The 14806-nt window shown below is 55.5% G+C and carries 15 protein-coding genes and 1 pseudogene; 9 read left to right on the top strand and 7 right to left on the bottom strand.

From position 1 onward, the window contains the following. Nucleotides 1-21: 21 nt before the first annotated feature. Both recQ and ACSQ13_RS17415 read right to left on the bottom strand, forming a co-directional pair. Nucleotides 22-2067 (bottom strand): DNA helicase RecQ, encoded by a 2046-nt coding sequence (gene recQ, locus ACSQ13_RS17420; RefSeq protein ID WP_295512085.1) that lies wholly within the window; start codon nt 2065-2067, stop codon nt 22-24. A 122-nt stretch (nt 2068-2189) separates the two neighbouring features. Then, entirely contained in the window at nt 2190-2477 is a 288-nt protein-coding gene (locus ACSQ13_RS17415; RefSeq protein WP_176248888.1) for a YggT family protein, read from the bottom strand. A gap of 307 nt (nt 2478-2784) precedes the next feature. Between ACSQ13_RS17415 and ACSQ13_RS17410 the strand changes: the two genes are divergently transcribed. From ACSQ13_RS17410 to ACSQ13_RS17385, 6 genes are all read left to right on the top strand, one after another. Continuing rightward, a complete protein-coding gene (locus tag ACSQ13_RS17410; protein ID WP_176248887.1) occupies nt 2785-4158 on the top strand; it encodes an MFS transporter in 1374 nt (457 codons plus the stop codon). Continuing rightward, nucleotides 4155-5090, top strand: coding sequence for a penicillin-insensitive murein endopeptidase (mepA, locus tag ACSQ13_RS17405; RefSeq protein WP_295512082.1), 936 nt, complete (start codon nt 4155-4157; stop codon nt 5088-5090). Before ACSQ13_RS17410 ends, mepA begins: the two co-directional genes overlap by 4 nt. A 68-nt stretch (nt 5091-5158) precedes the next feature. Beyond that, nucleotides 5159-5956, top strand: a complete 798-nt coding sequence (locus tag ACSQ13_RS17400; protein WP_435988128.1) for an esterase-like activity of phytase family protein — start codon at nt 5159-5161, stop codon at nt 5954-5956. 90 nt (nt 5957-6046) lie between these two features. Then, nucleotides 6047-6667 carry a queuosine precursor transporter gene (locus tag ACSQ13_RS17395; RefSeq protein ID WP_176248884.1) on the top strand — a complete coding sequence of 207 codons (621 nt, stop codon included), beginning with the start codon at nt 6047-6049 and terminating at the stop codon, nt 6665-6667. A gap of 387 nt (nt 6668-7054) precedes the next feature. Then, nucleotides 7055-7477, top strand: a complete 423-nt coding sequence (gene arfB / locus ACSQ13_RS17390; protein ID WP_295512078.1) for an alternative ribosome rescue aminoacyl-tRNA hydrolase ArfB — start codon at nt 7055-7057, stop codon at nt 7475-7477. Between the two features lie 88 nt (nt 7478-7565). Further along, the gene (locus ACSQ13_RS17385) at nt 7566-8465 is read left to right on the top strand and encodes a DMT family transporter (RefSeq protein ID WP_176248882.1); all 900 of its coding nucleotides are present in this window, start codon (nt 7566-7568) and stop codon (nt 8463-8465) included. On the opposite strand, the gene pncB is transcribed toward ACSQ13_RS17385, so the two are convergent. Both pncB and pncA read right to left on the bottom strand, forming a co-directional pair. Next, nucleotides 8462-9754: a nicotinate phosphoribosyltransferase gene (pncB, locus tag ACSQ13_RS17380; RefSeq protein ID WP_176248881.1), complete on the bottom strand. Its 1293-nt coding sequence runs from the start codon at nt 9752-9754 to the stop codon at nt 8462-8464. The genes ACSQ13_RS17385 and pncB overlap by 4 nt on opposite strands. Nucleotides 9755-9914: 160 nt before the next feature. Further along, nucleotides 9915-10517 carry a bifunctional nicotinamidase/pyrazinamidase gene (gene pncA / locus ACSQ13_RS17375; RefSeq protein WP_176248880.1) on the bottom strand — a complete coding sequence of 201 codons (603 nt, stop codon included), beginning with the start codon at nt 10515-10517 and terminating at the stop codon, nt 9915-9917. Between the two features lie 104 nt (nt 10518-10621). Between pncA and trhO the strand changes: the two genes are divergently transcribed. From trhO to ACSQ13_RS17360, 3 genes are all read left to right on the top strand, one after another. Next, the gene (gene trhO / locus ACSQ13_RS17370) at nt 10622-11521 is read left to right on the top strand and encodes an oxygen-dependent tRNA uridine(34) hydroxylase TrhO (protein WP_295512076.1); all 900 of its coding nucleotides are present in this window, start codon (nt 10622-10624) and stop codon (nt 11519-11521) included. A gap of 97 nt (nt 11522-11618) precedes the next feature. Further along, nucleotides 11619-12458 (top strand): flagellar motor protein MotB, encoded by an 840-nt coding sequence (locus tag ACSQ13_RS17365; RefSeq protein ID WP_176248878.1) that lies wholly within the window; start codon nt 11619-11621, stop codon nt 12456-12458. 101 nt (nt 12459-12559) lie between these two features. Further along, a complete protein-coding gene (locus ACSQ13_RS17360; protein ID WP_367268368.1) occupies nt 12560-13909 on the top strand; it encodes a flagellar hook protein FlgE in 1350 nt (449 codons plus the stop codon). Here the strand turns inward: ACSQ13_RS17360 and ACSQ13_RS17355 are convergent. The 3 genes and pseudogenes from ACSQ13_RS17355 to ACSQ13_RS17345 form a co-directional block, all read right to left on the bottom strand. Then, a pseudogene (locus tag ACSQ13_RS17355) lies at nt 13870-13956 on the bottom strand (flagellin); the annotation flags it as partial. The gene ACSQ13_RS17360 and the pseudogene ACSQ13_RS17355 overlap by 40 nt on opposite strands. A gap of 199 nt (nt 13957-14155) precedes the next feature. Continuing rightward, the gene (locus tag ACSQ13_RS17350) at nt 14156-14512 is read right to left on the bottom strand and encodes a flagellar biosynthesis protein FlgN (protein ID WP_255200099.1); all 357 of its coding nucleotides are present in this window, start codon (nt 14510-14512) and stop codon (nt 14156-14158) included. After that, the gene (locus tag ACSQ13_RS17345; RefSeq protein ID WP_176248847.1) at nt 14496-14780 is read right to left on the bottom strand and encodes a rod-binding protein; all 285 of its coding nucleotides are present in this window, start codon (nt 14778-14780) and stop codon (nt 14496-14498) included. The genes ACSQ13_RS17350 and ACSQ13_RS17345 overlap by 17 nt, the downstream gene beginning before the upstream one ends. Nucleotides 14781-14806 lie beyond the last annotated feature (26 nt).

The following is a 14806-nucleotide window of genomic DNA, read 5'->3' as shown; positions in this document are numbered from 1 at the left end:
CTTTCTGGCATGAGCTTTGACTTAGCCCGCCTCCCTCAGAACGTCCAGAAATGCGCTGCCAAACCTTTCGGCGCGCTTATCCCCCAGCACGCGTTCCAGCGCTGCATCGTCAGGGCTTCGCATCTGCGCGACCTTGGCCAATAGCGACGCAGAACAGCTCAGTGGTTTTTCGGTGCCCGCAGCGCCCCGCGCCAATTCTGCCTGCACCTCAAGCAGTCGGTCATAAACTGTGCCAGCGTCGCGCCCGGCAAGCTTGCGGCGCGTCGGATGCATGCCTTCAGAGGCCCCATTGATAACATCAAGAAACGCCCGCCCGTAGCTTTCGAGCTTTTTCGCGCCAACGCCACCAACCCGCGCCATCGCATCCAGACTGTCGGGTCGTTTTTCGGCCATTTCAATCAAAGTACGATCGTTAAAGATGATATAGGCAGGCACTTTAGCCGCCTCGGCCAATCCGCGCCGCTTGGCTTTCAGGGCAGACAACAGCGGGGCGTCTTCCTCGCTGACCAGCATTTTGACGGCCGGTCGGCGCATGGCACCCGCCGCACGAATACTATCGCGCCGCAATGAAATCTGCGCTTCGCCCCGAAGGATCGGCAAAGCAGCGTCCGTCATCCGCAGCGCGCCATGACGTTCGGCATCGGGGCGCACCAGATCATGCCCCATCATCTGCCGGAACACCGCTTGCCATTGCCGTTTATCATATTCGGTGCCCACCCCATAGGTTGGCAGGCTGGTATGACCCCGTTCGCGAATTTTGTCGGTCTCGTTGCCAAGCAGAATATCGATCAGATGACCCGATCCGAACCATTCTTCCGTCCGAAGCATGGCCGAAAGGGCCTTGCGCACGGCTGTCGTCCCATCAAAAACATCCGCAGGCGTATCGCATAAGTCGCATTTTCCACAGGTTATTTCGGCCTCGTCGAAATAACCAAGCAAGGTTTTCCGGCGACATTCCAACGCCTCGGCCAGACCCAGCAATGCATTCAACCGTCCATGATCGGCAGCCCGCCGCTCTGGCGGGGCGATCCCTTCGTCGATCTGGCTCCGGCGCAGTCGAATGTCATCAGACCCGAACAGCGTGAGGGTCTCAGCCGGGGACCCATCCCGACCGGCGCGGCCGATTTCCTGATAATAGGCTTCGATCGACTTTGGCAGGTCGGCATGGGCCACCCATCTGATGTCCGGCTTGTCGATCCCCATGCCAAAGGCAACGGTCGCCACGACAATCAAACCGTCTTCCTGCTGGAAACGCCGTTCGGCGATGCGCCGGTCCTCGGCTTCCATCCCACCGTGATAATGCAGGGCAACATGCCCCTCGTCGCGCAAGGCCTTGGCAAGCCCTTCGGTTTTGGCGCGTGTGCCACAGTAAACGATGCCGGACTGCCCCTTCCGCCCCGCCGCAAAGCTAAGGATTTGCGCACGAGGAGAGTTCTTGGCCGCAAAGGCCAGATGGATATTCGGCCGGTCAAACCCACGCAAAAACGCACGCGGGGCCGCCCCGTCAAAAAGCTTTTGAACAATCTCGATCTGGGTCTCCGCATCCGCCGTCGCTGTGAACGCTGCCAAAGGCACGTCCAGCGCCCTGCGCAATTCACCGATACGCAAATAGTCAGGGCGGAAATCATGCCCCCATTGGCTGACGCAATGCGCCTCGTCCACGGCGATCAACGACACGCCAACGCGCTTTAGCATGCCAATCACCGACCCCGCCGCCAAACGTTCCGGTGCCATATACAAAAGCTTAAGAGTGCCCGCCTCAAGCCCCTCCCAGACCGCGTCAGTCTCTTCGGGAGTATTCCCCGACGTGAGCGCACCAGCGCCAACGCCCAGTTCCTGAAGGGCTCTGACCTGATCCCGCATCAATGCAATCAGAGGAGAGATGACAACCGTCACCCCCTCGCGCAACAAAGCAGGCATTTGAAAACAAAGGGACTTGCCGCCACCGGTCGGCATGATGGCAAGGACATTTTCGCCCGCGATCACCGCTTCAACGATTTCTTGCTGACCGGGCCGAAACCCGTCGAAACCAAATACGTCACGTAAAAGCGTGGCAGCGCCTGACATGGAAAACCTAACTATTATCTGCTCTTCGCGGGCAGACTCCCACACTCAGAAACCGGGGACAATCCCCTGCTTCTCTGGCCCCTGCTTCTCTGGCTTTCCAAATATCCTCCCCGAAGGGTCGGTCAATAAAACAGTGCGGCGTTGTTTATCAAAAGAATACGCAAAATCGCGACCGAGATCAGGACAACAAGCGGTGCCAGATCAAGCCCGCCCATCTGAGGCAGGAAGCTGCGCACGCGGCTATAGACCGGTTCAAGCAAGCGATTTAATCCATCCCAAATCTGCGCGACCAAAGGTTGGCGCAAATTCAATACCTGAAAGTTAATCAACCAGCTCATGATCACATGGGCGATAATGACAAACCACACGATATTCAAAAGTAGCATCAGGATCTGGAACAACGATGTCATAATGTGGCCTCTCGATTGATTTAGACGCAGTTAAGCAGCGACCCATGAAAGAACAAGGGCAACACCCCTTCTATACCTGCATCAAATTAAGCACGACCTAAAAATCAAACTTCTACACCAATTGCTTCGGTCAGTCCGGAAATTGGCGCGCTTTGATCTCTTCCAATGCATCTTAATGCCCCTGCAAAGGTCCACCCTCCGACCTAAAGCACGCGACCATACCTGAGCCCCCTACGGCTTGGGTAAAACGCGTCTTGCATGGCACCACCCCCCTGCACTACCGTCCATTCAAAACCGGAGAACGCATATGTCGAAGATTTCAGCGCGCAAGAAAATCTGGGGGTGGTACTTCTTTGACTGGGCAAGCCAACCTTTCAATACATTGCTTTTGACATTCATTTTCGGTCCGTATTTTGCACAAACAGCAACAGCAGCTTTGGTCGATGGCGGTATGGATCTGGACGCCGCTAAAGCGCAGGCCCAGGCCTATTGGGGGTATGGGTTGACCGTCGCTGGCATTTCCATCGCTATTCTTGCGCCTTTGCTGGGTGCCGTCGCGGATTCGTCAGGCAAGCGCATGCCATGGATATGGCTATTCTCCGCCCTCTATTTCATCGGGTCCGCCGCGCTTTGGTGGACCGCCCCACAAGATTTCTCGATCATTTGGGCGCTGTTTTTCTTTGGGATCGGCCTGATCGGGATGGAATTCGCGACAATCTTCACGAACTCGTACCTTCCGGAACTGGCCCCCGACCCTGCAGAGCGGGGGCGTATTTCGGGATCAGGTTGGGGGTTCGGCTATGTCGGCGGCGTATTTGCCTTGATCATCATGGTGTTCCTGTTTCAGGCCGGCGGCAACGGGCTCACCATGCTGGGTCTTGACCCCGCATTTGGCCTTGATCCGGCCACCAAAGCCGACACACGTATTGTCGGGCCGTTAACCGCGATCTGGTATGCCGTGTTCATGGTCCCGTTTTTCTTGTACATCCGCGACACGCCAAACCCGAATGCCCCGAAATATCAGGTTGGCAAAGCCTTGTCAGACTTGGCGCGCACCCTTGGAAAGCTGCCGCAGCATCCTTCGCTTCTGGCCTATCTGGGATCGTCCATGTTCTACCGCGATGCCCTGAATGGCATGTATACGTTTGGTGGCATCTATGCGCTTGGCGTGTTGAACTGGTCGATTATCGACATCGGTATTTTCGGGATACTGGCAGCCATTTCAGGTGCTGTTTTTTGTTGGGTTGGCGGTCGGGTGGATCGTGCAATCGGACCGATGCCCGTGATCGTCGCGTGCTGCGTTATCCTGATCGCGACCGCCTGTCTGATCATTTCGCTTACCCCGACATCCGCAATGGGGATCACCCTAAGCGAAGGGTCTGCGCTGCCTGATATCTTGTTTTACGTTGCAGGCGCATTGATCGGAGCCGCGGGCGGTGCTTTGCAGGCATCTTCGCGCAACATGTTGACCTTACAGGGGAATCCCGATCGCATGACCGAAGCATTTGGCCTTTATGCGCTGTCGGGCAAAGCGACATCGTTTTTGGCCCCTGCATTGATCGCGATTGCGAGCGATTTAACGGGAAGTCAAAGACTCGGCATTACACCTGTTGTGGGGCTATTCATCATCGGTCTGGTTCTGCTAGCATGGGTCAAGCCGAAAGGAGATTTCGCGAAATGAACTTTTCCCGCATTCTTACAGCTCTGGTCCTTGGCTTGGCTGTCGCCGCTTGCGGCGGATCACCATCAAAGCCGAACCGTGAAGCGTCCAAAATTCTACCGACAATCGGATCGTCCGGTGGGGCGCTTGGCAATGTTCAGGCCAAAAAGCTGTTCGGCGCAAAAAGCAACGGTTCCCCGCAAGCCGCCGCCCCCTTTGGCAGCTACGCAAAAGGCTGCGTTGCAGGTGCACAGCAGCTGGCCGAAACCGGGCCGACCTGGCAGGCAATGCGTCTGTCGCGCAACCGCAACTGGGCCCATCCCGAGATGATTGATTTCGTCAAAAAGTTGAGCGCCAAAGCCGCCCAGCAGCCCGGATGGGAAGGGATTTACATCGGCGATATCAGCCAGCCGCGCGGCGGCCCGATGTTGACCGGACATGCCAGCCACCAAATGGGGTTGGACGCAGACATCTGGATGCTCCCCCCCAAATCGCTAAAGCTAAGCCGCGCCGAGCGCGAGAAAATCTCTTCGATCTCGATGCGGCGGTCAAACGGAGCTTACGTAAACAGCAGCTGGACACGTCAACATCACGAGGTCCTGAAAGCAGCCGCATCCGACCCCCGCGTCGCCCGCATTTTTGTTTTCCCCGGTGCCAAAGTCCAAATGTGTGCTGATGAAAAAGGCGACCGCAGCTGGTTGCGAAAAGTCCGCCCGTGGTACGGGCATCACTATCATTTCCACGTCCGGCTAAGCTGCCCCAAGGGCGCGCGCGGATGCGTTAACCAAGCACCACCGCCCCCCGGTGATGGCTGTGCGGATGCCAGACAATGGCAGGCAAATATCCTGAACCCGCCCCCGCCAAATCCAAATGCGCCAAAACGCAAACCCAAACGCGAACTGATCTTGGCGGACCTGCCAGCCCAATGCCAATCGGTACTGGAAGCGAACTGAACTTTATTAGCTGGATCGTTACATTATTCTTAATCTCGGCCGTTATGGCGGTCGGGGATGAACGCGTTTTGCAGCTGGATTCTGAGTTTTTCTGGCAAGATAGCGCCAATTGGTTCGGTGGCCTTTCGGGTGTCGAGCTTTCGTCTGATGGCGGGATGATGACCGTTGTCACAGACCGGGGGCGCGCCCTTCAAGCGATCGTGCATCGCGAGGCTGGGTCAATCACCTCGGTCGAGATCGTCCATTCTGTCGCAATCCGTGACGCGGCGGGTACCATATTACGAAAGCCGTTTACCGATGCGGAAGGCTTGGCCGTCGATGCACAAGGTCAATACTATGTCAGCTTTGAAGGCCAGCACCGGATTGCCAAGCTTGATGTCGTAAATGGGGTGACCACGCCTTATGCCAGCCTCGCGAAATCGGAGTTTCTGGGCGAGAATAGCGGCCTTGAGGCGCTTGCAATCGGCCCTGATGGCACTGTTTTTGCCATTCCCGAAGATACCGATGGCGACCACTTTCCGCTTTACGCTTTTAAAGACGGGGCGCGGGTGGTGACAGCACAACTGCCCAAGCATCGGCCCTTTGTGCCCGTTGGCGCGGATTTTGACGGACAAGGGCGGCTTTACCTGTTGGAACGCACCGTGACCCCGTTGGGTTTCAGGACGCAGATCAGGCGGTTCGATCTGGACACCCCGGTACCGCAAGAAATCACCTTGCTGAAAAGCCTGCCGTCGCGGTTTGACAACCTCGAAGGGATCACGGTCTGGCGGGACGGCTCAGGGCAAACCCACCTGACACTGGTGTCAGACGATAATTTCCTGCCGTTCCAAAGCACCCAGATCATCGAGTTTTCAGTTACCGACTAGCTTGCAAGACCCTGTGCAACCCCTTAAGGCCGCTTTGTCTGCGATTCCCGCAGGCCAAGTCGCCGCACCCTTGCAAAAAACGGTTAACACATGACACGCACATATCTTCCCGGCATTATTGCCATGGCTGCCATCGTTGTGGCCTCCAATATCCTTGTTCAATTCCTTTACGGTCAATGGCTCACCTGGGGCGCATTCACCTATCCTTTGGCATTCCTCGTGACCGACGTGATGAACCGCGTTTACGGCCAAGCCGCCGCGCGGCGCGTGGTTCTGGTGGGCTTTGTTGTCGGGCTGATCTGTTCGTTGATCGGCACACAGATTGTGGGCGAATTCGGCCCAATGGTGACAATCCGTATCGCGATCGGGTCCGGTCTGGCCTTCCTGATCGCGCAACTGCTTGATGTCGCGATTTTTTCAGCCCTTCGGGACGGCAAATGGTGGCGCGCGCCGCTCGCCAGCACCCTGATCGGCAGCACAGTCGACACGATCTTGTTCTTCTCGATCGCGTTTTCGGGGGCATTGTCGTTCCTCAGCCCGTCTACGGATGTGTCTTGGGCTGCCGAGACATTGCCACTGCTGGGCAGCGGGCCTGTTGCGCCGCTTTGGGTATCGCTGGCTGTGGCAGACTGGGCGGTCAAGCTAAGCCTTGCATTGATCGCATTGGTTCCGTTCAGGTTGATCACGGCGCGGCTGCTGTCTGGCCGGTAAAAACCCTTTTCCATGCACCAAATTTATGAGGGCGCAAAGTTCCTGCCAGTCCGGCGGCACTTTGCGCCCATGGTTGTTAACGGTAACAAAAAAAAACATTTTGCCTTTTTAAATTCCTGTGCAAAACTTTGGGTGAGTTCAACAAATGTAAAGGAGGTGATCCAGTGTCAAGAACGGTATTGGAGCGAGGTGTCGGAACAGCTTGGGAGGATAACCGCTAGGGCAGCCCTTGGCGGTCAGAACCCCAGGTGGATCGATGATCTAACCGATCCCACCTCCGTAAGCCATTCGATTGGGCCGCTCTTTTCAGGGCGGCCCTTTTCGCATTTTCCCGCCACTCTTTCCCTTGGCAGGCTGCAATGCGATACTGCCCCCAAGGAGACCGCAGTGCTGCACATTACCGACAATATCGCCATCCAAGACTGGGAACTGACCGAAAGCTTTATGCGGGCATCGGGGCCGGGCGGGCAAAATGTGAACAAGGTGTCCAGCGCAGTCAAATTGCGCTTCGAGGCCGCGACTTCCCCTTCGTTAACCAACCCGGTCAAAACCCGTCTGCGTCGGCTTGCAGGCCGCCGATGGACCAACGAAGGCGCATTGGTCATTCAATGCGACGAGACCCGCAGCCAGGCCCGCAACCGCGAGATTGCGCGTGGCCGGCTGAAAGATCTGATAAAATCGGCGCTCACCCCGCCCAAACGCCGCATTCCGACCCGCCCCACCTTGGGGTCCAAGAAACGTCGCCTGAAGGAAAAGAAAGTCCGCGGAGAGGTCAAAGCGCTGCGCGGCAAGGTCGATCCGGCCAAATAACCTGATCCTACGGTCGGGATAGGGATGGTCAAACCCCCACTGTCTGTTAGCGTCGACGCTGAAATCGATTAGGATCAAAAATGTGCCGATGAACCGCACTACCCTCGCGATCATCTTTTCATTACTGGCGTTGGTTTTGTTTGATCTGATGGGGCTGATCATCAAACATCTTTCCCCGCATTTCGGCGCTGCCGAGCTGTCAGCCTATCGCAATATAGCGGGCCTCATTCCTGCAGGCATTGCGCTTTGGGTATCGCCGGACTGGCATAAACGTGGTCGCATCATAAAGATACGTCAGTGGCGGTTCGCCCTTTTGCGCGGCTTTATCCTGACATTTGCGCAGTATTTCTTTTATCTGTCGCTTGGGTTGCTCAGCTTTGCCACGGCATCGACGATCACCTATGCCAATGCGCCGATCATGGTTGCGCTTGCTGTTGTGCTGCTTGGTGAAAAGGTTGGCGCGCTCAGGTGGGGGGCTGTGCTTTTGGGGTTTGTCGGGGTGATTATGGTCGTGGGACCAGGGCGCGACAGTTTCCAACCCGCTGCGCTTTTGCCGCTTGCGGCGGCTGTCTGCTATGCTTTGGTGGCTGTGACAACCCGCATGGTCGATGATGATGTCCCGAGCGCGCTGATCAATCTGTATTCGTCCGGCATTGCCGCCATCGGGTCGCTGGCGCTTGCGTTTGTGACCGGCGGTTTCAACCCGCTGGGGTCAAGCGCCGATCTGTTCTGGATCATCGGCATGGGCGGGTTTGGCGGAACGGCGGTTTTGTTCCTGATCATGTCCTACCGCATGACCGAACAAAGCAACCTCGCCCCGTTCAGCTATTTCGGCATTCCGCTGGCCTTTGTCCTTGGCTGGGTCTTTTACGGCGAGGCACCGTGGTCTGATCTGTTTCCCGGCGCGTTCTTTATCATTGTCGGCGGTTTGCTCATCGTTTGGCGGGAAGGCCAAAATCGCGCGACAAAGGCAAAGGTCACCGCCTAAACGATGACCTTTTGCGTATCTTGCGCACCAACATGGAACACCCGCTTGTAGCGCTCGATCTCGCTTTGCGGGCCCATCGCCTTGTTGGGATTATCCGACAGTTTAACGGTGGGACGTCCATTTGCTGAAACGGCCTTGCAGACCAGACTAAAGGGCGCAAGCGCATCATCAGGGACCAGATTTCGGAAATCATTGGTCAACAAGGTGCCCCAGCCGAAAGAGATCCTCGCCTTGCCCGCGAACTGACCATGCAATTCCTTGATCTTGGCCACGTCCAGGCCATCGCTAAAGATGATCCGCTTGCTGCTGGGGTCCTCGCCCCGGGATTTCCACCAATCGATTGCCGTTTGGGCACCGGTGGCCGGATCACCACTGTCGATGCGGATGCCGGTCCAACCCGCCAGCCAATCAGGCGCATTTTCCAAGAAACCTTTGGTCCCGTAGGTATCAGGCAAAATGATGCGCAGGTTGCCATCGTGTTCGTCGTGCCAGTCTTGCAAAACATCATAGGGTGCCTTCGCAAGCGCGGCATCATCCTCGGCAAGGGCGGCATAAACCATTGGCAATTCATGTGCATTGGTGCCGATCGCCTCGACCTCGCGGTCCATGGCGATCTTGCAGTTCGACGTCCCGATAAAGGCTTGGCCCAGCCCTTCTTGCATCGCCTGAACGCACCAGTCCTGCCACAAGAACGAATGGCGGCGGCGCGTGCCGAAGTCGGCGATCGACAGATCAGGTATCTTGCGCAGCTCTTCGATCTTTTCCCAGACACGGGTCATGCCGCGGGCGTAAAGGATTTGCAGTTCGAATTTACCCATCCGGTCCAGCACCGCGCGGCCGCGCAATTCCATCAGAATCGCAAGGGCAGGAATTTCCCAAAGCATCACCTCGGGCCATGTGCCCTCAAATGTCAGCTCGTATTGGTCGCCTTTGCGCTCAAGGTGATAGGGGGGCAAGCGCAGCCCTTCGAACCATTCCATAAAATCAGGACGGAACATCTGGCGTTTGCCATAAAACGTATTGCCGCGCAGCCAGGTGCTTTCTCCCCGGCTGAGGGAAAGCGAACGGATGTGATCAAGTTGCTCGCGCAATTCGCCTTCGTCGATCAGATCGGCAAGGGGAATATGCTTTGACCGATTGATCAGGCTGAAGGTGACTTGGGTTTCAGGTTTATTGCGAAATACCGATTGGCACATCAGCAATTTGTAGAAATCCGTATCAATCAACGACCGCACGATCGGGTCTATCTTCCACTTGTGATTCCAGACGCGGCTGGCGATATCGACCATAATCCTAGGCTCCCATAGGCGGTGTGTTTGTGGCCCATCCCGATTGACGGGGCAAGGGAATTGCCGCTGAGTTTAATATAAACCTATGGTATAGTTGCAAGCATTCCGATCAACGGGGCGATAATATCCGGTCTGTTCCAATTGCTGCGCGCTGCGAAACCTAAACCCGGGTCAGAATAACACCCGCAGTCGTCATTGCGTCGATTGCTGATTGTAGCGACCCGTTCAGATCAATGGCACGGCACAGATCTTGTCTGACTTCGGTTTTGAACCCAAGCTTTGCAGCATCAACCGCCGAGTAATTGACGCAGAAATCCAAGGCGAGCCCGACCAATACCAGCTCGGTTATGCCACGGGTTCGCAAATACCCCTCAAGACCGGTTGGCGTTGTGCGGTCGTTTTCAAAAAATGCCGAATAGCTGTCAATTGCGGGGTCAAAGCCTTTGCGGATAATCAGATCGGCGGGCACCTTATTCAGATCATGATGGAATTCGGCCCCGGACGTGCCTTGAATGCAATGATCCGGCCACAGAACCTGTGGGCCGTAGGGCATTTCGATCACTTCATACGGACCCTTTGCGGAATGCGAAGACGCAAATGACGAGTGGCGCGCAGGATGCCAGTCTTGGGTCAGAATGACCGCATCAAAATCCTTCATCAGATCGTTAATCTGCGCGATGATTTCATCGCCTTGGGGAACCTCCAACGCGCCGCCCGGGCAAAAGTCGTTTTGCACGTCGATCACGATCAATGCTCTGGTCATGCTGCTGTCTCCTTGTTTGTGCCGCGATACCACAACTTCGCGATCAGGTCAGCGGTGAAACCACCCTCTTGCCTGATGCGCATAGGGGGCGTATCTGAGCGCGCATGTATATTATTGCCGCTCTCTACCACTTCACCCGATTCAGCGATCCTGATGGCTTGCGCGCACCGCTAAAGGCGCTGTGCGAGGCGCAGGACGTCAAAGGCACTTTGCTCGTTGCTGGCGAAGGGATCAATGGCACCATCGCAGGCCCGCGCGCCGGCATAGATGCTGTTATTGCCCACATCAAGAAACTGCCCGGTTGCAGCGCGTTAGAGTGGAAGGAAAGCACCGCAAAATCCCCGCCTTTCGGAAAAATCAAGGTCCGGCTCAAACGTGAGATCGTCACGATGGGGCAGCCCGATGTCGACCCGACCGCGCGGGTTGGCCACTATGTCGAAGCGTCCGACTGGAACGAGCTGATCAACCGCGACGATGTGGCTGTGATCGATACCCGCAATGACTATGAGGTATCCATCGGGAGCTTTGATGGTGCCATTGATCCCCAGACCAAAAGCTTTGGCGAGTTCCCGGCCTGGTGGCAGGAAAACAAGCACCGGTTCCACAACAAAAAGATCGCGATGTTCTGCACGGGTGGTATTCGCTGCGAAAAATCAACGAATTACCTTGTCGGGCAAGGGGTTGAGGACGTGTTTCACCTTAAGGGCGGCATTCTGAAATACCTCGAAGAAGTACCGCAGGAAGACAGCAACTGGCAGGGTGAATGTTTCGTCTTTGACAATCGTGTGAGCGTCGGCCACGGGCTGAAGGAAGGCCCGCATATGCTGTGCCACGGGTGTCGCCGGCCAATATTGCCGCAAGACACATCGCGCGAAGGCTATGAGGTTGGCGTCAGCTGCCACCAATGTGTTGATGAGACATCCGATGCAGATAAAGCCCGCTTTCGCGAGCGCCAGCATCAGATCGCGCTGGCACGCAGCCGGGGTGAAGATCACCTGAGCTGACCTGCTTCGCGCGGCAAGTACTGAAAATTGAAGATGTTAAGCTGGCCGTAACACCTGCACCGCTACACCTGACTTCGGGTGAATAAGGGTGGTGAGAATGGCGGCGCAGGCAAATGCGGCACCAGTCATCATTAAACGTAAGAAGATTATCAAAGGCGGCGGGCACCATGGCGGTGCCTGGAAAGTCGCTTACGCGGATTTTGTGACCGCGATGATGGCCTTTTTTATGTTGATGTGGCTGCTGAATGCGACAACAGAACAACAACGCAAGGGGCTTGCGGATTACTTTTCCCCCACGATTCCGATTATGCGGGTATCGGGTGGTGGCAATGGGGCGTTTTCGGGCGACAGTATTTTCTCGGAAATGACCTTGCCAAAAAATGGCACCGGTGCCACGACGCCTGACCAACCGACAGAAGGTCAGGAAGGCACCGGCGCGGGGAATGGCAGCGACGGACCAGATGCTGAAGGTATCAATGAACTGTTCAAGGTTGTTGATGCCGCGTTGATGGGGCGCGGTGGTGAATCCATGGTGATGGACGAGCTAAAGCGCCACGTGGTCACAAAAGTGACCAACGAGGGAATGGTGATCGAACTCTTCGATGATGAAGAAACGGCGCTGTTTGCGCCCGGCACGGATACCCCTTCGGAGCTTCTTGACACGCTCATGTACGTCATCGCGGATGCGGCCAAAATCGTCAAAAATGACATAGCAGTGACGGCGCATGTCCGTTCCAACCCAATTGTAGCGATCAAAAACCCTGTTTGGGATCTTTCATCCCAACGCGCGACCCGTGGGCGGCTCTTGCTTGAGAAATATCTGAATAATCGGGAAAGAGTGCAAAAAGTCACGGGTTATGCGGATAGAAAACCTGAAACAGTGAACAAGATGGATGTCCGGAACAATCGCCTTGAGGTCATCTTTTTGCGGGAATAATAGCTGGAAACTATGGCGCATTTTATCTGTTAGTCGGGTGTTAAGCCTGAGGGGCCTATGTGTTGATCCAACTTCGATTGGAACAGCAAAAAGGCTAGCGCATGACTATTTCATCTTCGCTCAATGCAGGGGTTGCGGGACTTCAAGCAAACGCAACCCGATTGGCAGCGGTTTCGGATAACATCGCAAACTCCTCCACATATGGCTATAAGCGCGTCGTAACCGACTTCAATTCACTGGTGCTAAGTGACGGGGTCAGCGGCTATACTGCTGGCGGCGTTCGGGCCTCTTCTCAACGGTTGATCAGCGAAAGCGGCGCTTTGATCAGCACCTCGAACTCTACCGATCTTGCTGTGCGCGGACGTGGATTTTTGCCTGTCACCACCAAAAGTGGTTTTGAGGCCAATGAAACCGCCAATGAAATGATGCTTTCCACAACGGGTTCGTTCCGATTGGATGCAGACGGTTTGCTGACAACAGAAAGTGGCCTGTTATTGCTTGGCTGGCCCGCCAATCAAGATGGCACCATGCCAAATTTCCCGCGCGATACCAATGACGGCCTGCGCCCGATACAGTTTGCCCTCAACCTGAGCGGTGATCCAACGACCAAGGTCGATATGAGCCTGAACTTGCCTGCGACATCGACAACCGCGGGCGCGTCCGGCGAAGCTCAGGTACTTTCGATCGAATATTTCGACAACCTTGGCACGTCGAAAAGTATAACGATGGAATTCACGCCGACCGTGCCCGCGACCGGCAGTTCCAACGAGTGGACCGCGACATTGGCGGATTCTGCTCAAGACAATGCTGTCGTCGGCGAATACATCATTACCTTCGATGACAGTCGCCAGGCGGGGGGGACGATTGCGTCTGTGACCACAGTCTCAGGTGGTGCCTATGATCCCGTCACTGGCGAGATGATCATCAACGCTGCCAGCGGCCCGATCGAATTCAACATCGGTGCCGTCAACAGTTCCTTTGGTCTTTCCCAACTGTCCGACAGCTTTGCCCCGATCGCGCTTAGCAAAGACGGGTCGCCTGTCGGGAACATGGCAGCAGTTGAAGTAGACGCGAATGGATATGTTAACGCGATCTACGACAACGGCTTGCGCAAAACAATCTATCAGGTTCCGTTGGTCGACCTCCCGAACGCCGAAGGGCTGGTTTCTGTGGATGCTCAGACTTACGAAATCTCTCCTGAGAGCGGCGCATATTTCCTTTGGAATGCCGGGGACGGGCCGACGGGCGACATCAAAAGCTATGCGCGTGAAGAATCCACAACCGACGTGGCAACTGAATTGACCACGATGATCCGCACACAGCGCGCCTATTCTTCAAATGCGAAAGTCATCCAGACGGTTGAGTTATCCTTTGCAGTGTTGATGTCTTTACCCGTCGAAATCGCACTTTGTGTTGCAGACAGATCTTTGTTGATAGAACGAAGTGTTTGAAGCGCAACCATTGCGCCGTTGTTTGTATTAATGCTCGACATGAACATGTTCCTTTAGTCAAGGACGCTTTGCGCCCGTTTGCGGCCCTCCCCCCTGGGGCTGGACCAGAATGTCATTCTGACCTGTGCACACATTCAACTACCGGATGGTGCGCCATCCGACCTCGGATGCACGAGCACCATGTTCGTATTTCGCTTAACAGCCCCCTAACGCAGCTGGGTCCAATGCTCTGGATTTGATTTAAAATCAGGCGCGTCGTTCAACTGAAGAAATGGGTGTCATACTGACAACCCGCTTTTCGCCGTTTCTGTCATATGTTTCGAGCGACCCCTGCACGCGACGAAAGGCAGCCATCCGCCGCGCAACTTTCCGGATTCCTTCAAGCGCGTTATTTAACAAGCCTTGGTTGCGCTTCACTTTTTCAATGAGATGTTCAAGCGCCTCAGGATCATCGACTTTTGTGAGATCTATCGCTCCCATAAGCGCCTCCTTTTCCGCAGCCATACCGCTGAGGACATCCAATTTTCCCGACATCAGCGCAGTCCGTTCAGATTCCAAAATCTGGTCCAACTCTGCTATTAATAGTTCAATTTCTTTGGTCATTTGCCCTGTCTTTCAATGCTTCGAATAAGGATTCAGCAAGCCCGACACCCCCGGCCTTCACAATTTTCATGGCTTGTTCCTGCAAAAGAAAAGAACCGAATTGGTCTTCGCCTGCCCCCCCGCCGAAGCTTTCCCTTGATTGACCAAACCCGGCGGACTTCAACATTTCAGCCAAAAACGCCGCCTCGAGTTTCTGGGCTGTTTCATAAAGACGTTTTTGCGGGCCACTTTGGGGGCGCGTGCTATTCCCTACATCCGGGATATCCATGCCATTATCCTTTAAATTGCAGCTAC

It is taken from the genome of Sulfitobacter sp. SH22 (assembly GCF_965641905.1).
Classification (GTDB): domain Bacteria; phylum Pseudomonadota; class Alphaproteobacteria; order Rhodobacterales; family Rhodobacteraceae; genus Sulfitobacter.
This window is presented reverse-complemented; position numbering and strand designations above follow the sequence as displayed.